This is a genomic window from Pseudomonas sp. CMR5c, assembly GCF_003850545.1.
GTDB lineage: Bacteria > Pseudomonadota > Gammaproteobacteria > Pseudomonadales > Pseudomonadaceae > Aquipseudomonas > Aquipseudomonas piscis.
On the sequence record NZ_CP027705.1, the window covers coordinates 6,248,737 to 6,271,478 of the forward strand.

A 22,742-nucleotide genomic window follows, 5' to 3' on the forward strand; every position below is an offset into this window, starting at 1 on the left:
TGACTGCTCCTTGTTCGACGCGGCCTACTGGCGACTGAACCCGATCCTGCCCTGCGCCACGTGCGCCGCATAGACCACCGGTGGCTCGCCCATGACCGGAGCGTGGTACTCCAGGAGGAATTCGGCCAGGGGCACTTCCAGATGCTGGCGCACGCTGCGGCGCAACGCACGGGCGCCGAACTGCCGGTCGAAACCGGCACGGGCCACATGGGCCAGCACCTGGGGCGTGGCCACCAGGCTGCAGCGATGCTTCTCCAGGCGCCGGTTGAGCCGCTGCACCTCAAGCGCCACCAACTGCTCCACCAGGCCACGCTCGATCCAGTTGAAGGTAATGATGTTGTCGATACGGTTGACGAACTCCGGGGCGAAGGCCTTGAGCAAGCGGGCCCTGACCAGCTTCTCCACCGCCCGATGCCGTGAAGCCGCGGTGGAGGGCAGCAACCAGCCCAGCCAGCCCTTGCGCCGCTGGTCGTAGCCCTGGATCTCCCGGGCCGCGAGGTTGCTGGTCATGAAGATCAGGCTGTTGCGAAAACTGTAGCTGCGCTCGCCCGAGGCCACCGTGAGCATGCCGTTGTCCAGCACGTTGAGCAGCGCCTGGACCACCTGAGGGCTGGCCTTTTCCAGCTCGTCGAAGAGCACGATGCCGGGGCGCCCGAGGCTGCCGTCGAGCTTGTCCTGGTCGAACAGGGTATTACCCTCCTTCGCCCCCACGTAGCCGGGCGGCGCGCCAGTGAGCGCGGCGGCATAGTGCTCCTGGGACAGGGTGTTCATGTCGATGCGGCAAAAAGCATCGGCATCGCCATGCAGGGCCCTGGCCAGGGCCCGCACGATCTCGGTCTTGCCCACCCCGGTGGGCCCCAGGAACAACGCGGTGTAGAGCGGGCGGCGTGGATCGGTGATGTCCGCGCGCACCACCCGGAGCATGTCCTGGACACTGTGCAAGGCCTGGTCCTGGCCGAGGATCTCGGCGCGCAGGCTGGCCATGATGGCCTCGATATCGAAACGGTAACGGCTGTGCAGCGCCGCCTGGCTGGCCAGGTGGGCCTGGACCAGCGGCGCATCGGCGCGGTTCTCGCTGGCCAGGGCCTGGTCCTGGGCCTGGCGACGCTGCGACTGCTCCAGCATGTCGGTCAGGAAGGGCATGGGAATGACTCCATCTTGCGCAGGGAAGAAAAAGGACGCGGGCCGCCTGGCTGCGGCAGCCCGCCGTTCAACCTGCAGTGCAGGTCAGGCCTCTTTCTCCATACCCTCGTAGGGCAGCCGCCCCACCGGGCACTGCGCAACGCCCGAGGTCGAGCGAGTGATCTTCTCGACGTTTTCCCGGGCCTTCTCGGCGTCGGTCACCCAGGTCTTGTAGAACTCGAAGGGGCACTCGGCCAGGCCACGGTCGCCCTCGCCGGAGTTGTTCAAGCCGGTGTAGCCGCGATGGAGAATCTTGTACAGGTGGTTCTGCGACTGGTCGTTGGCCCGGGCATCGCGGATCTGCGAGATCGACAGCTGGGCGTACTGGATGCCCATTTCCTCCTCGCCGCATTCACCGAGGGTACGGCCATCGAAGCCGATGATCGCCGAGTGGCCGAAGTAGGAATAGACGCCATCGAAGCCCGCGGCATTGGCCACCGCCACGTAGGTGTTGTTGGCCCAGGCCATGGCCTTGGCCATCAGCACCTGCTGCTCCTTGGCCGGGTACATGTAGCCCTGGCAGCGCACGATCAGTTCGGCGCCCTTCATCGCGCAATCGCGCCAGATCTCCGGATAGTTGCCGTCATCGCAGATGATCATGCTGATCTGCATGCCCTTGGGCCCTGTGCTGACGAAAGTCTGGCCCCCGGGGTACCAGCCCTCGATCGGGCACCAGGGGATGATCTTGCGGTACTTCTGGACCACCTCGCCCTTGTTGTCGATCAACACCAGGGTGTTGTACGGCGCCTTGTTTGGGTGTTCTTCGTGGCGCTCGCCGGTCAACGAGAACACGCCCCAGACGTTGGCCTTGCGACAAGCGCGGGCCAGCAGTTCAGTCTCGTCGCCAGGAATGGCAACCGCTGTTTCCATCATTTCCGCGGGGTCGTACATGATCCCCTGGAGGCTGTACTCGGGGAAGATCACCAGGTCCATGCCCGGCAGCCCCTGCTTCATGCCGACCACCATGTCGGCGATCTTCTGCGCGTTGGCCAGGACCTCGGCGCGGGTGTGCAGGCGTGGCATCTTGTAGTTCACCACTGCGACGCCAACGGTATCGTTGCTACTGGAAATATCGCCATGACGCATATCTGATACCTCTTTTTTTATTTTTTGCGGACGAAAAAAAGCCCTCCCGGGGATAACCCCGGGAGAGCTCATTTGCTCTTTGGCATGTACGACCTGGGTGGATCGGCGACATCGACGCTGATGCGCTTTTCCTGATGGGGCTTATCTAAGCGCCGCGCCAGAAACCTTGTCAAGCACCGCGCAACCCCCGGCGCGCCAGCAGGATCGGCCCATGCCAAAAAGAACCCTCTAGCCCGGCACTTGCAGCGCCAGGCTCAGCGGGGATTTTTTTGTAAACGACGACACGCCCCCTGCGAGGCGGTATCGGACAGGGTTCAGTCGAGGATCACATGGGGCAGGAAACGGCTGCTGTCCTTGGTGATCGGCGAATTGTCCTCGCGAATGCCGATCCCCGCTGGCCGGTCGCCGATCACCCAGCTACCGATCACAGTGTGGTTGCCGGCGAAGTTCGGCAACGGCTGGAACTGCTGGCGAATGCTCGGGCCAGCGCCGTAGGGCCCCGCCTCGCTCAACCGTTCGCCAGCGTTTGTGCGGATCTGCACATTGGCGCCCTCCCGGGAAAAGAACGGCTTGCGTACCCAGCCCGGTTGCAGGTCGCCGGCCGGCTGCTCGTCGATGAACGCCGGCAGCAGGTTCGGATGCCCCGGATGACGCTCCCAGAGCAGGGCCATGGCGCCCTTGTTGGAGAGGATCGCCTTCCATGGCGGCTCGACGAAGCCGGTGCGGCTAGCGGCGATGGCCCGGCCATAGTCTTCGTTGAACATCTGCTCCCATGGATAGAGCTTGAACAGATTGTCGATGGGCGTGCCCTGCAGGTCGACGAAACGCCCGCCAGCATCGAGGCCGATGTCCTCGATATCGATCATCCGCGTGCGCAGGCCGGCCTGGCGGGCGATGTCGCGCAGGTATTCTACGGTGCCCCGGTCTTCCACCGAGCCACGGACCGAGGAGAAGTACAATGGCGAGCCGAAACCGCCCTGCACGAAGGCTTGCAGCAGCTTGTCCTCGATGCTGTTGAACTGGTCGCACCCCGCCGGCAGCTGGCCACGCTGCATCTGCTGTTCGAGCCAGACGTACTGGAAGAAGCTGGCCTCGTACAACGAGGTCGGGGTGTCGTAGTTGGTCTCCAGCAGCTTGGCCGGGCCGTGGCCGTCGTAGCACAGGTCCATGCGGCCATAGAGGTGTGGGTCGCGGCGCTTCCACGAGCTGCGGACCAGCTCGTGGAACGCCTCGGGAATGGCCAGGCGCTGCAGCAGCTCCTCGCTCTCCACCACCTCGGCCACCAGCTCCATGCACAACTCATGCAGCGCCTGGGTCGGGTCCTCCAGGTGCTCCTCGATCTGCCGCAGGCTGAACTGGTAGTAGGCCGACTCGTCCCAATAGGGCTCGCCATCGAAGGTGTGGAAGGCGAACCCCAGTCGCTGCGCCGTGGCCTGCCAGTCCGGGCGCGGCGTGCTGTGGACCCGCTTCAAGAACCGAACCCCCAGCTGCTGTGGCCCGAGCTGGAGCTGGAGCCGAAACCGCCGCGACTGACCACCTCATGGGCACCGGAGAAGGAACTGCCCGTGCTGGTGAAGTGCTCGGGGCTGGAGATAGCGAAACGGCCGCTGCTGGCGCCGGGGAAGCTCTTGCCGCCCTCGACCTGCTGGCCGAGGGTGCTCAAGCGTTCACCGCCCTGAGCATCACGCTCCTTGTACAGCCCCTCGGTGAAGTAGCGTGGCTCAGGCGTCGAGTCCAGGCCGATCCAGCGCCAGAAACTCGAACCCGAAGAGCTCGAACTGTGACCACCACCACCACCACCACCACCACCACCACCACCACCACCACTGACCGAGCTGCTGCCGCTACTGGAGCCAGTGCCACTGGAACTGCCGCTGCTGGCACTATCGGTCGCCGCCTGCTGCTCGTCCTCTGGAGTAACCGGCACCGTGCGATCAGTGGTCAGGGCGAACCCATAGAACATCGGCACATAGGCCCGGCCATCGCTGGAGATGGTGCAAGCACCCGGCAGGAAATCCGCCTCACAACGCTTCAGGTCCCAATAACGCGGCCCCTCCTCCTGGCCATATGCCCAGGCATCGTGACGGGCGTCCAGGCAGATATCCATGGGAACCTGCGCCTGGGCGCACTCCTCTGGGGTGCTGAAATGCTGGACCTGGCGCACGACCCGGGTCGCCTGGGGCTGGCCATCACAGGCCGCCAGGGCGAACGGCACGCTGCCCAGCAGTACCAGGCGCACGCTTCTACTGCGTTTCATCGCTGCGCCCTCAGGTCGATGGAGTCATGCAGGCCGCATTCAGCAGGCCGACACCGACGGAAACCGCAGCCACCAGGATCGCCGCGGCGTTCTCCTGGTCGACGATGCGCCGGGACAAGCCCTTGAGCGTCAGGCTCACGGCCAACAGCGCCAGCAACTGCACCACGGCGGCAATCGCCGCCCAGAGCAGGAAGTCGATGATCGAGATGGAGTGGGAAATGGCACTGGCCACCGGGATCGCGAAGCCCAGCAAGGCACCGGCCAGGGCGATGGCCGCCGCACTGTTGCCCTGGCGGATCAGGGCGAATTCGTTATGGGGCGTCAGGCGGGTGTAGATGAAAGCGTAGAGGGCGAAAACCAGGGCCGCGCCCAGCATGTAGAGGGTAAAACCAAGCACCGCATTGGCGGGCAGAGACATCTTCAGTGCATCCATGAACATCGCGTTCGGGCTTCCTTGGAAAACGGGGCGCGAGATATATCACAGGCCCGATTCGCCGAACACTGGAGGATTGGCCCCGGCGCCATGGCACCGGGGCCCTCGCCTTACTTGGCCACGCCCCAGATGCTGCTCAGGCTTTGCAGCAGCGAGCCGCCCACCCCTTGCTGGCCCAGGTACTGCAGGATCACCGGGGCGAATTGCCCGACCATGCCGCTGTCCATGCCCAGGGCGCCGAACGCATTGTTCAGGTCACTGGTGTTCTTGACATTACCCAGGGCGTTGTCCAGCCCGGCGTTCTGGCCCGACGACTGGCCGAGCAGGCCGCCCAAGGCACCGAGGCTGCCCAGGGCATTGCTGCCCGACAGCTTGTCCAGGCCCGGCACGCTCTTGCTCAGTTGCGAGTAGTCCGAGCCGCTCAGTTGGTTCTTCGCCAGGCCGAGCATGGCGCCGGTGCCGCCGATGGCTTGTTGGGGGGTGACATTGAGCTGCGAACCCAGGGCGCCGAGCAGGCCGGCGGTCTGCGAGGTCGGTGCCGCAGCGGCAGCCTTGTCGCCACCCTGCATGCCGGAAATGGCATTGGCCGCATCGTTCAGGCTGAAACCGCCGGCCAGGGCCGAACCGGCTGCCAGGGTCATCAGGGTAGCCAGGGCGAAACCGCGTGGAATATTCATCGAAACAACCTCATGGGGCGAGAAACCACCCGGAATCGAGTGGCGGGAAAACAGTCGTTGGACTCATGGCGCAGACGAATGTTCCGAGGGACCGCAAGATCCCCGGTTGCTTGAAATCTAGTCGATAAGCGGCGCCGCCAATGGCTGGGGCGATGAATGACGGCAGGACGCCATGGGGCGGGCCGCCCCAGGTCGACAGCGCTGGCAAAGACCTGCATTCTTCGGCGCAACACATCGATCGAGCCCCCATGAAACCTGTTCTTTACTGCTGCACGGTGCTGGCCCTGGTGGCATGCGTGGCCATCTGGCGCATCGGCACCCCGGTCGATAGCGCCTCCTGCCCGGGGTCGCCCGTGGCCTCCGGCCCCTTGAGCGAATTCATCGACCAGTATGTCAACGACAGCCAGGGCGCCGACTGGCGAGACAACGGCGGGCCCCTGGGTATTCTTCAAGACCCGGCGGCCCAGGCGATCGTCCAACGGCCCGAGGCCCACTACTGCGAAGCGCTGGCGCTGCTGGCCGACCCGCAGCGCAGCGAGACGCAAAAGGTGCATGCCACGGCCTTGATGCTCGCGCTGCCCATCGATCACTACCTGGGCTGGATGGACGCCACCCACGGGCTGTACCAGCGTGGCGCCATCGGCCAGGCCGTCATGCAGCTGGTGGTGTTCCCAAGGAGTACGGCGCTCGACTATTGGTGGCTGCCGCAATGGCGTTCGCGTTTCCAGCGCGATGCACCGGGCTTGTATGACCCGGCTTTCGTCAGCCAGGTGCTCAACGGACAGCACTGGTTCAGCTATCCCGGCCAAGGCTATTGATCCTGTGGCCGGAATGAACTGGCGACAACCTCGCTTCGTGTAGCCGCTGCCGCAGGCCGCGCACGGCACGGGCCGCCAGGCCGGGAGTCCAGGGTGTGACTGATGCAACGCGTGGGCGGTTGGCGGGCGCTGCGCCCCCGTACGCAGCCTCGCTGGTGCTCGACAGCGGCTACAGGGTTCGGCAACGACAAAGAGCGACCGTGGGTCGCCCTTTGTCGCTATCGCAGGGTTCAGGCGGCGCTGAACAGCTTGTGCGGGTCGATGACGAATTTCTTCGGCACGCCGGCATCGAACTCGCCGTAGCCACGTGGCGCGTCGTCGAGGCTGATGACCTGCACGCCCACCACTTCGGCGATGTTGATCCGGTCCCACATGATGGCTTGCATCAACTGGCGGTTGTACTTCATCACCGGGGTCTGGCCGGTATGGAAGCTATGGGACTTGGCCCAGCCCAGGCCGAAGCGAATGCTCAGGCTGCCCAGCTTGGCGGCGGCATCCACCGCGCCCGGATCTTCGGTAACGTACAGCCCGGGAATACCGATCTTGCCCGCCACCCGCACCACGCCCATCAGCGAGTTGAGCACGGTGGCCGGAGCCTCGTGCTGGGCACCGGCATGACCATGGCCACGGGCTTCGAAGCCCACCGCATCCACCGCACAATCCACTTCCGGCTCGCCCAGCAAGGCGGCGATCTGCTCGTGCAGCGGGGTGTCCTTGGACAGGTCGGCGATCTCGAAGCCCTGGGCCTTGGCATGGGCCAGGCGCACCGGGTTGACGTCACCGACGATCACCACCGCCGCCCCCAGCAGGCGCGCGGAAGCCGCCGCCGCCAGGCCAACCGGGCCAGCACCGGCCACATACACAGTGCTACCGGGACCGACACCGGCGGTCACCGCGCCGTGGTAGCCGGTAGGCAGGATGTCGGACAGGCAGGTCAGGTCGCGGATCTTCTCCATGGCCTTGTCGCGATCCGGCAGCTTCAGCAGGTTGAAGTCGGCGTAGGGCACCAGTACGTACTCGGCCTGGCCACCGGTCCAGTCGCCCATGTCGACGTAGCCATAGGCACCGCCGGCGCGGGCCGGGTTGACGGTCAGGCAGACCCCGGTGTGCTGCTCCTTGCAGGAACGGCAGCGCCCGCAAGCCACGTTGAACGGCACCGAGACCAGGTCGCCGATCTTCAGGTTCTCGACGTCGCTGCCCTTCTCGATCACCTCGCCGGTGATCTCATGGCCCAGCACCAGGCCGACCTGGGCGGTGGTACGGCCACGGACCATGTGCTGGTCCGAACCGCAGATGTTGGTGGAAACCACGCGCAGGATGACACCGTGCTCGATCTTCCTGCCGCGTGGGTCCTGCATTTTCGGATAGTCGATCTTCTGTACCTCGACCTTGCCGCTGCCCAGATACACCACACCACGATTACCAGACATGCTTGTCACCTCTGTAGTTGTTGTTGTGACGAAAGTGGAGCCAGCTTCAAGCGGCAAGCTTCGAGCCGCAAGAAGAGTACACACCGCGTTCTTGCGGCTTGGAGCGTGTCGCTTTTTTGCTAATCGCCTCTCGCTTGCAGCTTGAGGCTTGTCGCTTGCTTCAAAGCACTACCGTGCGGTTGCCGTTGAGGAACACCCGGCGCTCGATGTGGTAACCCACCGCCCGGGCGAGGGTCAGGCATTCGATATCGCGGCCCTTGGCGATCAGGTCCTCGGGGTAGTAGCTGTGGTCCACCACTTCCACGCCCTGGGCGATGATCGGGCCCTCGTCCAGGTCGTTGTTGATGTAGTGGGCGGTGGCCCCCACCAGCTTCACGCCCTTGTTGTAGGCCTGGTGATAGGGCTTGGCACCCTTGAACCCCGGCAACAGCGAGTGGTGGATGTTGATCGCCTTGCCGTCGAGCTTGCGACACAGGTCCGGCGACAGCACCTGCATGTAGCGGGCGAGGATCACCAATTCGGCGCCGGACGCCTCGATCACCTGCCACACCTGGCGCTCCTGGCCCGGCTTGTCGTTGGGGTCGAGGGGGAAATGGTGGTAGGGAATCTGGTGCCAGTCGGCCAGGGGCTTGAGGTCCGGGTGGTTGGACACCACCGCCACCACGTCCATGGGCAACTGGCCGATGCGCTGGCGATAGAGCAGGTCGTTGAGGCAGTGATCGGCCTTGGAGACCATGATCACCACCTTTGGCCGGTAATGCGGGGCCGTCAGCTCGAAGTTCATCTCAAAGGCCCTGGCGCGCTCGGCCAGGCCCTCGCGAAAGCCCTGCTCGTCGAGGCCATCGGGCTGGCGGAACTCCACGCGAATGAAGAACCGCCCCGAGAGCCGGTCGTCGAAGGAGTGGTGCTCGGTGACGTAGCAGCCCTGCTCGAACAGGAAGCGGGTCACCGCGTCCACCGTGCCGAGCACGCTGGGGCAGTCGGCGGTCAAGATCCATGTGTCGGGGGCGCGGCTCATGCTGGACAACTCCTGTTCTTGATAGGCAACCGCTACGCGGTCGAATCGCGGGCAGCCTCGCTCCTACAATCCCGCCGCAGGCGCGAGGCGTGCTGGCGACAAGGGTTCAGGCCTGAACGCTGAGGCCGTATTCGGCCGCGGCATCCTGCAACCACAGCCACCAGTAGTCTGAGAAGCTACGGCGCACCAGCAGTTCCCAGGTGTCCTCACCGGTGCGGCGGATCACCAGCTGCGACTTGGCGAACACCGTGCCCACCGCCTTGCCCACCGGGAAGTTGCTGGGGTGCACGTCGTAGCTGGTGGACTTCATCAGCACCCGGCGCACATCTGGGCCGGACAGCTCGAGGATCTGCTGGCCACCGCTGACGTTGACGATCTGGATATGCAACTCGCCCAGGGCCTCGCGCAGCTTCTGCTCGGCGGCGAACTCCTCGCCACCGGGCACGATCAACAGCCACTCGTCCGGTCCCAGCCATTGCAGGCTGGTCTCGCCCTTGCTCACCAGGGTCAAGGCGGCCGGCAGTTCCAGGCCCAGGGCCTTGTGCACCCCCGTGGCGAAGGCCGGGTCATGGCCATCGCCACGCAGGGTCAGGTGGCCGAGGAATTTCTTCTCGCGCAGGATCACCCCGGCGTTCTTGCGGCCCTTGCCCACCAGACCCGGCAGGTCGGCGTGGTGCAATGGCGATTGGGCCTTGGCTTCGTCGTTCGGGCGCTGTTGGTAAACGTTGACTGCGGTCATAGAGCACCTATCTGCAAATTCTTGCATCACACCCGTAGGAGCGGAGCTTGCCGGCGATGAGCACATCGCGCTCTGGCTGAGGCACCGCGCTTACCTTTTCGCGGGCAAGCCTCGCTCCTACGGGATCTGGTTAGACGTTCTGCCGATCGCCCTTGGGATCGAAGAACACCGAAGAAACGATTTCCGCCTCGATCACCCGGCCATCGGCCAGGGGCGCGAAGACCCGCTCGCCCATGCGCTTGAGGCCACCCTTGACCACCGCCAGGGCGAAGGAATACCCCAGGGAGTTGTGGGCGTAGCTGGAAGTCACGTGACCGACCATGCTCATGGGGATCGCCTGCTTGGGGTTGAACACCAGCTGCGCGCCCTCGGGCAGCCACTGGGTCGGGTCCAGCGGCTTGAGGCCCACCAGTTGCTTGCGTTCCTCGCGCACGCAGTCCTCGCGGTTCATCCCGCGCCAGCCGATCCACGAGAACGGTTTGGTACGGCCCACGCACCAGCCCATGTTCAGGTCGTCAGGGGTCATGGAGCCGTCGGTGTCCTGGCCGACGATGATGAAGCCCTTCTCGGCCCGCAGCACGTGCATGGTCTCGGTGCCGTAAGGGGTCAGGTTGTATTTCTTGCCCGCCTCGACGATCTGCTCCAGCACGCCCATGGCGTAGTTGGCCTGGACGTTGACCTCATAGGACAGCTCGCCGGTGAACGAAATCCGGAACACCCGGGCCGGCACGCCGCCCACCAGGCCTTCCTTCCAGGTCATGAACGGGAAGCCGTCCTTGTCCAGGTCGATGTCGGTCACTTCGCTGAGCAGCTTGCGGCTATTGGGGCCCGACAGGGTCAGGGTGGCCCAGTGGTCGGTGACCGAGGTGAAGTACACCTTCAGGTCCGGCCATTCGGTCTGCTGGTAGATCTCCAGCCATTGCAGCACGCGGGCCGCGCCACCGGTGGTGGTGGTCATCAGGAAGTGGTTGTCGGCCAGGCAGGCGGTGACGCCGTCGTCGAAGACCATGCCGTCTTCCTTGCACATCAGGCCGTAGCGGGCCTTGCCCACGTCGAGCTTGGTCCAGGCGTTGGTGTAGATGCGGTTGAGGAATTCACGGGCATCCGGCCCCTGGATATCGATCTTGCCCAGGGTCGAGGCGTCCAGCAGGCCGACGCTGTCGCGCACCGCCTGGCATTCGCGCTTGACCGCGGCATGCAGGTCTTCGCCGTTCTTCGGGAAGTACCAGGGCCGCTTCCACTGGCCGACGTCCTCGAACTTGGCGCCATTCTGCACATGCCAGGCATGCAGCGCGGTAAAGCGCACCGGCTCGAAGATATGCCCGCAATGACGCCCGGCCACGGCGCCGAAGGTGATCGGCGTGTAGTTCGGGCGGAACATGGTGGTGCCCATCTGCGGGATGCTGACGTTCAGCGAACGGGCGGCGATGGCCAGGCCGTTGACGTTGCCCAGCTTGCCCTGGTCGGTGCCGAAGCCCAGGGCGGTGTAGCGCTTGACGTGCTCCACCGACTCGAAGCCCTCGCGGGTCGCCAGTTCGATGGCGGCGGCGGTGACGTCGTTCTGCAGGTCGACGAACTGCTTGGGCGCCCGTGCGGTGCCTTTTTCATGGGGCACCTGGAATAGCGCCAGGGTGGGTTCTTCATGCCGGGCCAGGGCCTTGGGCAACACACCCTCGACTACCTGGAACCCAGCCTCGCTGGCCGCACGCACGCCGCCTTCGAAACCATCGGCCAGGGAGTCGCCCAGGCTGTAGACACCATTGATGCCGCCCACGCACACGCGCTTCTGCGGCGCTTCGCCCGGCACGAAACCGAGGATGTCTTCGCGCCATACCGGCTTGCCGCCCAGGTGCGAAGCCAGGTGCACCACCGGGCTGTAGCCGCCGGAGCTGGCGATCAGGTCGCAGTCGAGCCACTCGCCGGGGCTGGTGACCTTGTGCGCCTTGACGTCGATGGCCGCCACCCGGGCGCCGGTCACGTGCTTGCTGCCGCGCGCCTCGATCACCGCGCTGGACGTCAGGATGCGAATGCCCTTGGCCCGCGCTTCCTCCACCAGGGCGCCACGGGGGTTGTGCCGGGCATCGGCGATGGCCACCACTTGCAGGCTGGCGTCGAGCCAGTCCAGGGCCACGCGATAGGCATGGTCGTTGTTGGTGGACAGCACCAGCTTCTTGCCCGGGGCCACGCCGTAGCGACGCACGTAGGTGGAAACCGCGCCCGCGAGCATGTTGCCCGGCACGTCGTTGTTGCCGTACACCAGCGGCCGCTCGTGGGCGCCGGTGGCCAGCACCACACGCTTGGCCCGCACCCGGTGGATGCGCTGGCGCACCTGGCCGATGGGCGCACGGTCTCCCAGGTGGTCGGTGAGGCGTTCGTGAATGGTCAGGAAGTTGTGGTCGTGATAGCCGTTGACCGTGGCCCGTGGCAGCAGGATCACTTCCGGCAGGGCCTTGAGCTCGGCCAGGGCGCTGGCCACCCACTCGGCGGCAGGCTTGCCGTCCAGGCTCTCGCGGCTGTCCAGCAGGCTGCCGCCGAACTCTTCCTGCTCATCGGCGAGGATCACCCGCGCACCGCTGCGAGCGGCGGCCAGGGCGGCGGCCAGGCCCGCAGGCCCGGCACCGACCACCAGCACGTCGCAGTGGTGGTTCATGTTGTCATAGCTGTCCGGATCGTTCTCGGTGGGCGAGCGGCCCAGGCCTGCGGCCTTGCGGATGTACTTCTCGTAGGTCATCCAGAACGACTGCGGATACATGAAGGTCTTGTAGTAGAAGCCCGGCGGCATCAGCTTGCCGCCGACCTTGCCGAGAATCCCCATCATGTCGTTGTTGACGCTGGGCCAGCCGTTGGTGCTGGTGGCCACCAGGCCCTGGTACAGCGCCTGCTGGGTGGCCCGCACGTTGGGGACCTGGGTCGCTTCGGTGGCGCCGATCTGCAGCACCGCGTTGGGCTCCTCGCAACCGGCGGCGAAGATGCCCCGGGGCCGCGAGTACTTGAAGCTGCGGCCGATGATATCGACCCCGTTGGCCAGCAGCGCCGAGGCCAGGGTGTCGCCCTCGAAGCCCTTGTAGCTCTGGCCGTTGAAGGTGAAGGTCAGGACCTTGTTGCGGTCGATGCGTCCGCCGTTGGACAGGCGATTGGTCTGGCTCATACCTTCTCTCCCGCGGCCTTGGCGGTGAATTGCGGCTTGGTACCGATCTTGTAGGTTTCGAGGATTTCGTAGGTCACGGTGTCGCGGGTGGCGTTGAAGTACTGGCGGCACCCGGCGGCATGGATCCACAGCTCGTGGTGCAGGCCACGGGGGTTGTCACGGAAGAACATGTAGTCGCCCCACTGCTCGTCGGTGCAGGCATTGGGGTCCAGCGGCCGAGGGATATGGGCCTGGCCGGACGAATGGAATTCCTCTTCGGAGCGCAGCTCGCCGCAGTGAGGACAGAAGATGTGCAACATGGGGTTTCTCCTCTAAAGCGCCGTGAAAACGTAGCGAGCGAAGGCAAGGCAAAAACAGGGGAGAAAGCGGAGCTTAGTTTACTAAGTGAGCATTTCGAGCCTGTTTTTAACGCGGTATTGCCGAGCGCAGTAGTTTTCACGGGGCCTTTAGTTAGTGGGCGACGGCCGCAGCGCCATGTTCGTCAATGAGGGCGCCGTTGTGGAAACGGTCGATGGAGAACGGCGCGGCCAGCGGATGCATCTCGCCCTTGGCCAGGCTGGCGGCGAACACGTTGCCCGAGCCCGGGGTGGCCTTGAAGCCGCCGGTACCCCAGCCACAGTTGAAGAACATGTTCGGCACCGGGGTCTTGGAAATGATCGGGCAGGCGTCCGGGCTGGTATCGACGATGCCGCCCCACTGGCGGTTCATGCGCACCCGGGAAAGGATCGGGAACATCTCGACGATGGCCTGGATGGTGTGCTCGATCACCGGATAGGAACCGCGCTGGCCATAACCGACCCAGCCGTCGATGCCGGCGCCGATCACCAGGTCGCCCTTGTCGGACTGACTGATGTAGCCGTGCACCGCGTTGGACATGATCACGCTGTCGATGATCGGCTTGATCGGCTCCGATACCAGCGCTTGCAGCGGGTGCGACTCGATCGGCAGGCGAAAGCCCGCCAGCTTGGCCATGTGCCCGGAGTTACCGGCGGTGACCACGCCCACGCGCTTGGCCCCGATGAAGCCCTTGGTGGTCTCGACGCCGATGCAGGCGCCGTTTTCCTTGCGAAAGCCGATCACTTCGGTCTGCTGGATCAGGTCCACGCCCAGGGCATCGGCGGCCCGGGCGAAACCCCAGGCCACGGCATCGTGCCGGGCCACGCCGCCACGGCGCTGGACGGTAGCGCCGAGGATCGGATAACGGGTGTTCTTCGAGCAGTCCAGGTAGGGAATCTCGTCCGCCACCTGCTGGGTGTTGAGCAGCTCGCCATCGATGCCGTTGAGGCGGTTGGCGCTGACCCGGCGCTCGGAGTCACGGATGTCCTGCAGGGTGTGGCACAGGTTGTAGACCCCGCGCTGGGAGAACATCACGTTGTAGTTCAGGTCCTGGGACAGGCCTTCCCAGAGCTTCATCGCATGCTCGTAGAGCTGCGCCGACTCATCCCACAGGTAGTTGGAACGCACGATGGTGGTATTGCGCGCGGTGTTGCCGCCGCCCAGCCAGCCCTTCTCCACCACCGCGACGTTGGTGATGCCGTGTTCCTTGGCCAGGTAATAGGCCGTGGCCAGACCATGACCGCCACCGCCGACGATGACCACGTCGTAGACCTTCTTCGGGGTCGGCGTGCGCCACATGCGCTGCCAGTTTTCATGGTGGCTGAGAGAGTGCTTGAAGAGGCCGAAGCCCGAGTAGCGTTGCATAGTCATTGCTCCAATGGCGGCTCTCAGCGGTAGACCGGGAAATCGGCGCACAGGGTCGCCACCTGGCGGGCGACATTGGCCTCGACATCGGCATCGCCGAGGTGATCGAGGATGTCGCAGATCCAGCCGGCCAGCTCGGTGCACTGGGCGACCTTGAAGCCACGGGTGGTGACCGCCGGGGTACCGATGCGCAGGCCGGAGGTGACGAACGGCGACTGCGGGTCGTTGGGCACGGCGTTCTTGTTCACAGTGATATGGGCGCGGCCCAGGGCGGCATCGGCATCCTTGCCGGTCAGGCCCTGGCGGATCAGGCTGACCAGGAACAGATGGTTATCGGTGCCGCCGGACACTACATCGTAGCCACGTTTGACGAACACGCCGGCCATGGCCTGGGCATTGTCGATCACCTGCTTCTGGTAGGCCTTGAAGCCAGGCTCCAGGGCCTCCTTGAAGCACACCGCCTTGGCCGCGATCACATGCATCAGCGGGCCGCCCTGGGCGCCGGGGAACACCGCGGCGTTGAGCTTCTTCTCGATCTCCTCGTTGGCCCTGGCCAGGATCAGCCCGCCACGGGGACCGCGCAGGGTCTTGTGGGTGGTGGTGGTGACCACGTCGGCGAACGGGATCGGGTTGGGGTACAAGCCGGCCGCCACCAGCCCGGCAACGTGGGCCATGTCGACGAACAGCAGCGCCCCGACCTTGTCGGCGATCTGCCGGAAGCGCGGGAAATCCAGGGTCTTGGAATAGGCCGAGAAGCCGGCGACGATCATCTTCGGCTGGTGCTCCACGGCCAGGCGCTCGACCTCGTCGTAGTCGATCAGCCCGGTGTTGGTGTCGATCCCGTATTGCACCGCGTTGTACAGCTTGCCCGAGGACGACACCTTGGCCCCGTGGGTCAAGTGCCCGCCGTGGGCCAGGCTCATGCCGAGGATGGTGTCGCCAGCCTGCAGCAAGGCCAGGTACACGGCGCTGTTGGCCGACGAACCGGAATGCGGCTGGACGTTGGCGTAGTCGGCGCCGAACAACTGCTTGGCCCGCTCGATGGCCAGGGCCTCGACCTTGTCCACATGCTCGCAACCGCCGTAGTAGCGCTTGCCCGGGTACCCTTCGGCGTACTTGTTGGTCAAGCCGCTGCCCTGGGCCTGCATCACTCGCTTGCTGGTGTAGTTCTCCGACGCAATCAGCTCGATGTGGTCTTCCTGGCGCTGCTCCTCGGCATTGATCGCCGCCAGCAGTGCATCGTCGTAGCCCTGGATCTGGTCTTGCTTGCTGAACATCACGTCTCTCCCAGCGGCGGCGCTGCGCCTTTCGTCTCGGTGAGGCCAGCCCTGAAGCTGCGCCCTTTGGATGCGATGGTATGACCGCCACGCAGAGCCCAGATGCCTATGGACGCCACGCAAAGATGCGTTTACGACATACCCCGGCGCCCACAGACAAATGCACCGGACAAAGGCTCTAGCCCCAGCCTCCCACCCCCACGCCCCACGGCCGCTACGCGCCCGTACGCAGCCTTTGGCAGCGGCTACACGAAGCGCACCACACCCCGCGATGCGCCGCCCGGTAGGGCGCGCCGTACGCTTGTGATCTTGACCCACCCGCCCCCTGGGGAGGCCGAGTGCAGGTGCTTATCAGGGGAATGGCGCGCAGCGCCCCTCGACGCAGTCGAGGACATCGCAGGAAGCGATGCCCCCTGAGAAGTACCGGAACGAGGGAACCCGAGCGCAGCGAGCGGCCGGACGTGGGGGCAAGCGTTTTTGGTTACTTTTTTGGCGTTTGAAAAAAGTGACCCGCCGTAAGGGCGGAACCATAAGCAAGCCACCCCACCGCCAACGGATATGTACTCCATCCCCAGGGCACCTGGCCGGCTACCAGGCCGCCAAGCCCCAAGGCCGATCCTACAAAACTTGCAGAACCGTCTGGCTTGCCGCCCACACCCCCTCCCCCCATGCTCCCCATTCGCCCAAACGGCGACCGGGTTTGGCGACCTGGAACTCAGCTAAGAGCAGACACGCTTGCACCGCTTACCGTCGAGCCTCTATGGTCGCGGCGATGTGTTATGGCGGCTGTACGCGGGAGATCTCCGGATCTGCCGATCCTACTGCTCGTAGCTGAGTCGGTTCGCCAACCCGCGTACAGCTGCCACCTTTTCGTTTGAAGACGACTGGGCAGCTCCTCTTATCTACGACGGAGCCTTCGCCATGACTCATCAATACATCCCCATCACCGGCATCGACTGCACCATCCCCTGCCTGTTCATCGACAAAACCGCCCCACTGGACGTCCTCCACGCCAACGGCACCACCCGCCTGCTGGCCATCACCCAGCTGTTCGAAAGCCTCTCGCGCACCGAGCTGAAACACGCCGACCACACCGACCTGCAACACATCGCCCACGTCGCCGCTATCCTCCTGCGCGACAGTTGCGACCTGCTAGGCGTGATGGGCTGGCGGCTCCAGGCCTGAACCGAATACGCTCCGCCCCCGACAGGGTGCGGAGCATCCTCATGGCGCAACGCCCTCCAACACCTGCCTCACCCCCAACAACAAAAAAAAATGCCCCGGATACAACAAATAGGCCCACCGCCGCATCGCCGGCACCCACCCTCCACCACGCATCCCCCGCAATAGCCACATCCCCAGCCCCGGCGCCAGCAGGCAAGCGACCAACCCCCAACCCGCCAGCGGATTACCCAGACGCACCGCCGCAAACAGCACCTCCCACTGATTGCCCGCCAGGCACAACACCCCCGGCAGCACTGCGAAATACCAGGGCCGACGCAGCACCAACAGCAAGGCCAATGGCAGCAGCACCCCGAACGCACCGAACATCAGCCACCGCGAAAACCCCACCGCCAGCCCCAGGGCCACCACCCCCAAAACCAGGTCAAGACCGCTACGCCGCTGCCAGCCCCGCGCCACCAGCAACCCCAGGGCCAGGGTCGGCAGCACGTTCAGGGTGTCGGGCTCGGGAACGAACAACCGGTAGGGAATTTCACTGAGCCCGCTGAAGGCCAGCAGCCAACCCAGGTAGCTCCACTGCCCGGGCCGCCGCGCAGCGCCGACGCGCCAAAGATTGGCCGCCATCGCCAGGCAGAACCAGGGAAACGCCAGGCGTCCGGGCACATACAGCCAGTCCAGTTCCAGGCCCACATAGCGCAAGTGGTCCAGGACCATGCTCAACAGCGCCAGCCACTTCAACGCATCCAGTGCACCGTCGCGCTGCAAGGGAGCGGGCGTCAACATCGCGTCACGCATAAATCCTCATGTGCCATGCATTATTACCCGCTAACAGAGCGTGTGCGGGGCCGTTATTCTTGGGTAAAGTGCGCACCATAATCGACCACGGAACCCTCTCATACGGAAGCCGGCCATGACCGACAAGAGCCAACAATTCGCCAGCGACAACTACTCCGGTATCTGCCCCGAGGCCTGGGCCGCCATGGAACAGGCCAACCACGGCCACGACCGCGCCTACGGCGACGACCAGTGGACCGCCCGCGCGGCGGATCATTTCCGCCGCCTGTTCGAAACCGACTGCGAAGTGTTCTTCGCCTTCAACGGCACCGCCGCCAACTCCCTGGCCCTGTCGTCGCTGTGCCAGAGCTATCACAGCGTGATCTGCTCGGAAACCGCCCACGTCGAGACCGACGAATGCGGCGCCCCGGAATTTTTCTCCAACGGCTCCAAGCTGCTGATCGCCGGCACCGAGAACGGCAAGATCACCCCGGCCTCGATCCGCGAAGTGGCCCTCAAGCGCCAGGACATCCACTACCCCAAGCCCCGGGTCGTGACCCTGACCCAGGCCACCGAGGTCGGCAGCGTCTACACCCCGCAAGAAGTGCGCGCCATCAGCGACACCTGCAAGGAACTGGGCCTGAACCTGCACATGGACGGCGCGCGGTTCTCCAACGCCTGCGCCTTCCTCGGCTGCTCGCCGGCGGACCTGACCTGGAAGGCCGGGGTCGACGTGCTGTGCTTCGGCGGCACCAAGAACGGCATGGCGGTGGGTGAGGCGATCCTGTTCTTCAACCACAAGCTGGCCGAAGACTTCGACTACCGCTGCAAGCAGGCTGGCCAGCTGGCCTCGAAGATGCGCTTCCTCTCGGCGCCCTGGGTCGGCCTGCTGGAAAACGATGCCTGGCTCAAGTACGGCCACCACGCCAACCACTGCGCGCAACTGCTGGCCAAGCTGGTGGAAGATATCCCCGGCGTGGAACTGATGTTCCCGGTGCAGGCCAACGGCGTGTTCCTGCAACTTTCGGAACCGGCCATTGCGGCGCTGACCGCCCGGGGCTGGCGCTTCTACACCTTCATCGGCAAGGGCGGCGCGCGCTTCATGTGCTCCTGGGACACCGAGGAAGAGCGCGTGCGCGAGCTGGCGGCGGACATCCGCACCGTGATGAGCGCCTGACCCACGCGCCTCGCTCAAAAGCCGGCCCCTGCGCGGGGCCGGTCATCAGTTCACAAATTCCTGAACTGATTATTTGCCTTCACTGATTCAACATCCGCGTCCTATATCAGAGACTCCGGGGTCGTCCTATAAAAACAAAGGCACCGCCCCATGACGACCACCTCCTGCGCTACCGCGAAAGCCCCGCCTGCGTCCCTCAAGATCGAAACCCGCTCCATCGACTATGTGCCGCGCAACGAGCGCCACGGCAAGGTCTGGCACCAGGGCCCGTTCTGGTTCACCGGCAACTTCGTGCTCACCACCATGGTCACCGGCTTCACCGGCGCGGCCCTGGGCCTGGCCCTGCAATACGCGATCCTGGCCATCGTCATCGGCGTCTGCCTGGGCACCTTCTGCATGGCCTTCCATGCCAACCAGGGGCCACGCATGGGCCTGCCGCAGATGATCCAGTCCCGCGCCCAGTTCGGCCTGCGCGGCGCCATCGTGCCCTTCACCGCCGTGGTGTTCGTCTACATCGGCTTCAACGTGTTCAACGTGATCCTGGCCACCGACGCCATCAACACCGTGATCCCCGGCGCCCGGGCGCCCTGGTACTCGCTGATGATCGCCATCGCGGTGCTGATCGCGGTGGTCGGCCACGACCTGCTGCACAGCGTGCAGCGCTGGCTGACCTACGTGATGATCAGCGTGTTCGCGGTGCTCACCGTCAGCGCCCTGATGACCCTGCAAGCCGACTCGGCGGTGGCCGATGCGCACTTTTCCTGGTCGGCGTTCCTGATCCAGCTGTCGGCCGCCGCCGGCTACCAGATCAGCTATTCGGTGTACGTCTCCGACTACTCGCGCTACCTGCCGCACCAGACGCCGTCGCGCCAGGTGATCTTCTGGACCTACCTGGGCGCCGCCGGCTCGGCCCTGTGGCTGATGTCCCTGGGCGCGTTCCTGGCCTCGGCCCTGCCATCGCCGGACGCCATCGCCAGCGTGCGCGACGTCGGCAACCGGTTGATCCCGGGCTTCGGCACCTTCACCGTGCTGATCGCGGTGCCGGCGCTGGTGGGCATCATGGCGGTCAACTGCTACGGCGCCATGCTCACCGGCATCAGCGCCATCGACGGCTTCAAGTCGATCAAGCCCGACCTCAAGAGCCGGGTCGCCGGGATCCTGCTGGTGGCGGCGGTGATCTTCCTGATCGCCCTGAACATTCCCGAGAGCTACCTGGGCAGCTTCAACACCTTCGTGCTGCTGATGCTGTACTTCCTGGTGCCCTGGACCGCCGTGAACCTGGCGGACTTCTACCTGGTACGCAAAGGCCACTACGCCATCAGCGACATCTTCAACCCCGCCGGCATCTATGGCCGCTGGTCCGCCGCCGGGCTCACCGCGTACTTCCTCGGCCTGCTGGCGATGGTGCCGTTCATGTCCCTGAGCTTCTACCAGGGCCCACTGTCCCTGGCCCTGGGCGGCGCCGACATCGCCTTCGTGATCGGCCTGGCGGTGGCCGGGCTGGTCTACTGGGCCCTGACCCGCAACCTGGACCTGGCCGCTGAAGAACGCGCCATCCAGGCCAGCGAACGAACCCTGGAAGGAGCGGCCCGATGAATACCCCGAGCACCTTGAAAGTAGCCTGCCAGCAACTGGCGCCACGCATCGGCGAGCTGGACTACAACCGCGAGCTCGGCGCCACGGCGATCCGCCAAGCCGCCGCCCGGGGCGCCCAGGTGGTGGTGCTGCCGGAGCTGGTGCAGAGCGGCTACCTGTTCCATGACCGGCAGGAGGCCCTGGCCCTCTCGGAGCCCCTGGACGGCCCCACCCTTAGCCTGTGGAAGGCGTTGGCCGCAGAGCTGCAGGTGGTCATCGTCGGTGGCTTCTGCGAGCGCCTGGAGCAAGGCCAGGTGGCCAACAGCGCGGCCCTGGTCGAGCCGGAAGGAACGCTGACCCTGTACCGCAAGGCCCACCTGTGGGATGGCGAGAACCTGATCTTCACCCCCGGCAACGAGCCACCGCCGGTGGTGGCCACGCGCTTTGGGCCGATCGCCGTGATGATCTGCTACGACCTGGAGTTTCCCGAGTGGGTGCGCCTGCCGGCCCTGGCCGGGGCGGCGCTGCTGTGCGCGCCGGTGAACTGGCCCAATGGGCCGCGACCGGCCGACGAACGCCCGGCGGAGATGGTCCGGGTGCAGGCCAATGCGGCGGTCAACCGGATGTTCATCGCCGCCTGCGACCGCTGCGGCGAGGAACGTGGAGTGGACTGGGTCGGCGGCTCGACCATCGTCGACGCCGATGGCTATCCGCTGGCCGGCCGCGAGCGCCAAGCCGGCGCACAGTTGCTGCTGGCGGAGCTGGACCTGGGCCAGGCCTGGCACAAGTCCATCAGTGAACATAACCATGTGCACCTGGACCGCCGCCCGGCGTTGTATTGAGCCCAAGGCCCGGTTGCGAGAGCGAGCCGCCTGTGGCGAGGCAGTTTGCTCCCTCGCCACAGAAACCGATCAGAACTCCACGCGCACATCGCCCTTGGGCACGCTGCAGCACGACAGGATGTAGCCTTCGGCTTCGTCTTCCTCGGTGATCCCGCCGTTGTGTTCCATCTCCACCTCGCCCCCCAGCTTGAGTACCTTGCAAGTGCCGCAGATGCCCATGCCGCAGGCCTTGGGGATCATCAGGCCAAGCTTGGCAGCCGCCGCATGCACGGTCTCCCCCGGGGCCACGCGAATGCTCTTGCCCGAGGCGGTGAACTCCACCTGGTGCAGGTCGGCGGCATCCACCTCCGGTGCCTCAGCGGCCTGCTCGGCCTGCTCCACCGCATCGGCCCGGGCATCGGCCGGCGTCGCGCCGAACGACTCCTCGTGGTAGCGGGTCATGTCGAAGCCGGCGGCCTCCAGCAGGCGCTTGACCGCATGCATGTAGGGCGTGGGGCCGCAGCAGAACACCTCCCGCTCGAGGAAGTCCGGCGCCATCAGCTCCAGCATCTTGTGGTTGAGATAGCCGCGATAACCGGCCCAGGGCTCGCCCAGGCCATGGCGCTCGCAGATCAGGTGCAGGCTGAAGTTGTCGATCCGCGAGGCCATGTGCTCCAGCTCGCGGTGGTAGATGATGTCCTTGGGCGAGCGGGCGCTGTGGATGAACACCATGTCGACATTGGCGTTGGTGTCGTAGAACCAGCGCGCCATGGACATCACCGGAGTGATGCCGACCCCGCCGCTGAGGTAGAGGATCTTCGGGTTGGGGAAGTCGATGGCGTTGAACAACCCCACCGGCCCGTGTACCGCCAGCTCCTGGCCCTCGTGCAGGGTGTCGTGCAGGTGGTTGGAGACCTTGCCGCCGGGCACGCGCTTGATAGTCACCGAGAAGCTGTAGGGCACCGACGGCGAACTGGAGATGGTGTAGGAGCGCATCACCGGCTGGCCTTCGATCTCCAGCTCCAGGGTGACGAACTGCCCCGGCTTGAAGAAGAACATGATCGGCTGGTCGGCCATGAAGCAGAAGGTCCGTACGTCCCAGGTTTCCTGGATGACTTTGACGCAACGGACGATGTGACGACCATTGGCCCAGGTCTGGGTGGTTACCGGGTTGAGGAAGGTGTTGGACATGCTGTTCTCCACGGCCGACTGTCGGCGTCTTGCCAGCGATTCTGCGTAAGGCGCCCAGGGCCTGTTTACCTATCCGCGACATTCACATGCTTATCGCGACCAGGCCCCGGCTACAGGGCCTACGGCGTCGGGAACAGATTGGGCCATGTCGCCCATGGATAAGGTTCGCGGCGCCTGCGGACCCACACTCGGCCCCACGACAACAGCTGCTTTTTCGTGACTTGCGTAGCACCGACCGTAGCCACTCCCTAATACG

20 protein-coding genes are annotated in these 22,742 nt (G+C 65.2%); 5 read left to right on the forward strand and 15 right to left on the reverse strand.

Annotated features, from left to right (window positions below; all coding sequences use genetic code 11):
• Nucleotides 1-24: 24 nt before the first annotated feature.
• The 6 genes from C4K40_RS28890 to C4K40_RS28915 all read right to left on the reverse strand — a co-directional run bounded on the left by C4K40_RS28890 (nt 25) and on the right by C4K40_RS28915 (nt 5,635).
• Nucleotides 25-1,143, reverse strand: coding sequence for an AAA family ATPase (locus C4K40_RS28890; RefSeq protein WP_053137719.1), 1,119 nt, complete (start codon nt 1,141-1,143; stop codon nt 25-27).
• Between the two features lie 84 nt (nt 1,144-1,227).
• On the reverse strand, nt 1,228-2,268 hold the full coding sequence (locus C4K40_RS28895; protein ID WP_053137724.1) for an aliphatic amidase: 1,041 nt from the start codon (nt 2,266-2,268) through the stop codon (nt 1,228-1,230).
• A 314-nt stretch (nt 2,269-2,582) separates the two neighbouring features.
• Complete coding sequence (locus tag C4K40_RS28900) at nt 2,583-3,740, reverse strand: glutathionylspermidine synthase family protein (RefSeq protein WP_124421369.1); 1,158 nt, start codon at nt 3,738-3,740, stop codon at nt 2,583-2,585.
• Nucleotides 3,737-4,525 carry a DUF1190 domain-containing protein gene (locus tag C4K40_RS28905; protein WP_124421370.1) on the reverse strand — a complete coding sequence of 263 codons (789 nt, stop codon included), beginning with the start codon at nt 4,523-4,525 and terminating at the stop codon, nt 3,737-3,739. The genes C4K40_RS28900 and C4K40_RS28905 overlap by 4 nt, the downstream gene beginning before the upstream one ends.
• Before the next feature lie 10 nt (nt 4,526-4,535).
• The gene (locus C4K40_RS28910; RefSeq protein ID WP_022641493.1) at nt 4,536-4,964 is read right to left on the reverse strand and encodes a DUF350 domain-containing protein; all 429 of its coding nucleotides are present in this window, start codon (nt 4,962-4,964) and stop codon (nt 4,536-4,538) included.
• A gap of 104 nt (nt 4,965-5,068) precedes the next feature.
• Complete coding sequence (locus tag C4K40_RS28915; RefSeq protein WP_022641494.1) at nt 5,069-5,635, reverse strand: DUF2780 domain-containing protein; 567 nt, start codon at nt 5,633-5,635, stop codon at nt 5,069-5,071.
• A 248-nt stretch (nt 5,636-5,883) separates the two neighbouring features.
• Here C4K40_RS28915 and C4K40_RS28920 point away from each other — a divergent pair, with 248 nt between their 5' ends.
• Nucleotides 5,884-6,453, forward strand: a complete 570-nt coding sequence (locus tag C4K40_RS28920) for a hypothetical protein (protein ID WP_172681659.1) — start codon at nt 5,884-5,886, stop codon at nt 6,451-6,453.
• 230 nt (nt 6,454-6,683) lie between these two features.
• On the opposite strand, the gene fdhA is transcribed toward C4K40_RS28920, so the two are convergent.
• From fdhA to C4K40_RS28960, 7 genes are all read right to left on the reverse strand, one after another.
• Nucleotides 6,684-7,883: a formaldehyde dehydrogenase, glutathione-independent gene (gene fdhA, locus C4K40_RS28925; RefSeq protein WP_031320644.1), complete on the reverse strand. Its 1,200-nt coding sequence runs from the start codon at nt 7,881-7,883 to the stop codon at nt 6,684-6,686.
• Nucleotides 7,884-8,043: 160 nt separating this feature from the next.
• Nucleotides 8,044-8,901 (reverse strand): formyltetrahydrofolate deformylase, encoded by an 858-nt coding sequence (purU, locus tag C4K40_RS28930; protein WP_053134093.1) that lies wholly within the window; start codon nt 8,899-8,901, stop codon nt 8,044-8,046.
• Between the two features lie 106 nt (nt 8,902-9,007).
• A complete protein-coding gene (locus C4K40_RS28935; protein ID WP_053134089.1) occupies nt 9,008-9,640 on the reverse strand; it encodes a sarcosine oxidase subunit gamma in 633 nt (210 codons plus the stop codon).
• Between the two features lie 130 nt (nt 9,641-9,770).
• A complete protein-coding gene (locus tag C4K40_RS28940; RefSeq protein ID WP_053134086.1) occupies nt 9,771-12,788 on the reverse strand; it encodes a sarcosine oxidase subunit alpha in 3,018 nt (1,005 codons plus the stop codon).
• Nucleotides 12,785-13,087 carry a sarcosine oxidase subunit delta gene (locus C4K40_RS28945; RefSeq protein WP_022641500.1) on the reverse strand — a complete coding sequence of 101 codons (303 nt, stop codon included), beginning with the start codon at nt 13,085-13,087 and terminating at the stop codon, nt 12,785-12,787. The genes C4K40_RS28940 and C4K40_RS28945 overlap by 4 nt, the downstream gene beginning before the upstream one ends.
• A 151-nt stretch (nt 13,088-13,238) precedes the next feature.
• Entirely contained in the window at nt 13,239-14,489 is a 1,251-nt protein-coding gene (locus C4K40_RS28955; protein WP_022641501.1) for a sarcosine oxidase subunit beta, read from the reverse strand.
• A gap of 23 nt (nt 14,490-14,512) precedes the next feature.
• A complete protein-coding gene (locus tag C4K40_RS28960; protein ID WP_022641502.1) occupies nt 14,513-15,766 on the reverse strand; it encodes a serine hydroxymethyltransferase in 1,254 nt (417 codons plus the stop codon).
• Between the two features lie 921 nt (nt 15,767-16,687).
• Here C4K40_RS28960 and C4K40_RS28965 point away from each other — a divergent pair.
• Nucleotides 16,688-16,951 (forward strand): hypothetical protein, encoded by a 264-nt coding sequence (locus C4K40_RS28965; protein WP_053134083.1) that lies wholly within the window; start codon nt 16,688-16,690, stop codon nt 16,949-16,951.
• A 39-nt stretch (nt 16,952-16,990) separates the two neighbouring features.
• Here C4K40_RS28965 and C4K40_RS28970 read toward each other — a convergent pair whose 3' ends face one another.
• Nucleotides 16,991-17,743 carry a TraX family protein gene (locus C4K40_RS28970; RefSeq protein ID WP_053134080.1) on the reverse strand — a complete coding sequence of 251 codons (753 nt, stop codon included), beginning with the start codon at nt 17,741-17,743 and terminating at the stop codon, nt 16,991-16,993.
• A 115-nt stretch (nt 17,744-17,858) separates the two neighbouring features.
• Between C4K40_RS28970 and C4K40_RS28975 the strand changes: the two genes are divergently transcribed.
• From C4K40_RS28975 to C4K40_RS28985, 3 genes are all read left to right on the forward strand, one after another.
• Nucleotides 17,859-18,899: a low specificity L-threonine aldolase gene (locus C4K40_RS28975; protein ID WP_022641505.1), complete on the forward strand. Its 1,041-nt coding sequence runs from the start codon at nt 17,859-17,861 to the stop codon at nt 18,897-18,899.
• A gap of 150 nt (nt 18,900-19,049) precedes the next feature.
• Entirely contained in the window at nt 19,050-20,495 is a 1,446-nt protein-coding gene (locus tag C4K40_RS28980) for a cytosine permease (protein WP_053134078.1), read from the forward strand.
• The gene (locus tag C4K40_RS28985) at nt 20,492-21,316 is read left to right on the forward strand and encodes a nitrilase-related carbon-nitrogen hydrolase (RefSeq protein ID WP_053134075.1); all 825 of its coding nucleotides are present in this window, start codon (nt 20,492-20,494) and stop codon (nt 21,314-21,316) included. The genes C4K40_RS28980 and C4K40_RS28985 overlap by 4 nt, the downstream gene beginning before the upstream one ends.
• Before the next feature lie 69 nt (nt 21,317-21,385).
• Here C4K40_RS28985 and gbcB read toward each other — a convergent pair whose 3' ends face one another.
• Nucleotides 21,386-22,486, reverse strand: a complete 1,101-nt coding sequence (gene gbcB / locus C4K40_RS28990) for a glycine-betaine demethylase subunit GbcB (protein ID WP_022641507.1) — start codon at nt 22,484-22,486, stop codon at nt 21,386-21,388.
• Nucleotides 22,487-22,742 lie beyond the last annotated feature (256 nt).

What these genes read in the sequence shown, in the direction of transcription:
- C4K40_RS28890 (WP_053137719.1), bottom strand. Translation starts at nt 1,143, where the DNA reads ATGCCCTTCCTGACCGACATGCTGGAGCAGTCGCAGCGTCGCCAGGCC.
- C4K40_RS28895 (WP_053137724.1), bottom strand. Translation starts at nt 2,268, where the DNA reads ATGCGTCATGGCGATATTTCCAGTAGCAACGATACCGTTGGCGTCGCA.
- C4K40_RS28905 (WP_124421370.1), bottom strand. Translation starts at nt 4,525, where the DNA reads ATGAAACGCAGTAGAAGCGTGCGCCTGGTACTGCTGGGCAGCGTGCCG.
- C4K40_RS28910 (WP_022641493.1), bottom strand. Translation starts at nt 4,964, where the DNA reads ATGTTCATGGATGCACTGAAGATGTCTCTGCCCGCCAATGCGGTGCTT.
- C4K40_RS28915 (WP_022641494.1), bottom strand. Translation starts at nt 5,635, where the DNA reads ATGAATATTCCACGCGGTTTCGCCCTGGCTACCCTGATGACCCTGGCA.
- C4K40_RS28920 (WP_172681659.1), top strand. Translation starts at nt 5,884, where the DNA reads ATGAAACCTGTTCTTTACTGCTGCACGGTGCTGGCCCTGGTGGCATGC.
- fdhA (WP_031320644.1), bottom strand. Translation starts at nt 7,883, where the DNA reads ATGTCTGGTAATCGTGGTGTGGTGTATCTGGGCAGCGGCAAGGTCGAG.
- purU (WP_053134093.1), bottom strand. Translation starts at nt 8,901, where the DNA reads ATGAGCCGCGCCCCCGACACATGGATCTTGACCGCCGACTGCCCCAGC.
- C4K40_RS28935 (WP_053134089.1), bottom strand. Translation starts at nt 9,640, where the DNA reads ATGACCGCAGTCAACGTTTACCAACAGCGCCCGAACGACGAAGCCAAG.
- C4K40_RS28940 (WP_053134086.1), bottom strand. Translation starts at nt 12,788, where the DNA reads ATGAGCCAGACCAATCGCCTGTCCAACGGCGGACGCATCGACCGCAAC.
- C4K40_RS28945 (WP_022641500.1), bottom strand. Translation starts at nt 13,087, where the DNA reads ATGTTGCACATCTTCTGTCCTCACTGCGGCGAGCTGCGCTCCGAAGAG.
- C4K40_RS28955 (WP_022641501.1), bottom strand. Translation starts at nt 14,489, where the DNA reads ATGCAACGCTACTCGGGCTTCGGCCTCTTCAAGCACTCTCTCAGCCAC.
- C4K40_RS28960 (WP_022641502.1), bottom strand. Translation starts at nt 15,766, where the DNA reads ATGTTCAGCAAGCAAGACCAGATCCAGGGCTACGACGATGCACTGCTG.
- C4K40_RS28965 (WP_053134083.1), top strand. Translation starts at nt 16,688, where the DNA reads ATGACTCATCAATACATCCCCATCACCGGCATCGACTGCACCATCCCC.
- C4K40_RS28970 (WP_053134080.1), bottom strand. Translation starts at nt 17,743, where the DNA reads ATGCGTGACGCGATGTTGACGCCCGCTCCCTTGCAGCGCGACGGTGCA.
- C4K40_RS28975 (WP_022641505.1), top strand. Translation starts at nt 17,859, where the DNA reads ATGACCGACAAGAGCCAACAATTCGCCAGCGACAACTACTCCGGTATC.
- C4K40_RS28980 (WP_053134078.1), top strand. Translation starts at nt 19,050, where the DNA reads ATGACGACCACCTCCTGCGCTACCGCGAAAGCCCCGCCTGCGTCCCTC.
- C4K40_RS28985 (WP_053134075.1), top strand. Translation starts at nt 20,492, where the DNA reads ATGAATACCCCGAGCACCTTGAAAGTAGCCTGCCAGCAACTGGCGCCA.
- gbcB (WP_022641507.1), bottom strand. Translation starts at nt 22,486, where the DNA reads ATGTCCAACACCTTCCTCAACCCGGTAACCACCCAGACCTGGGCCAAT.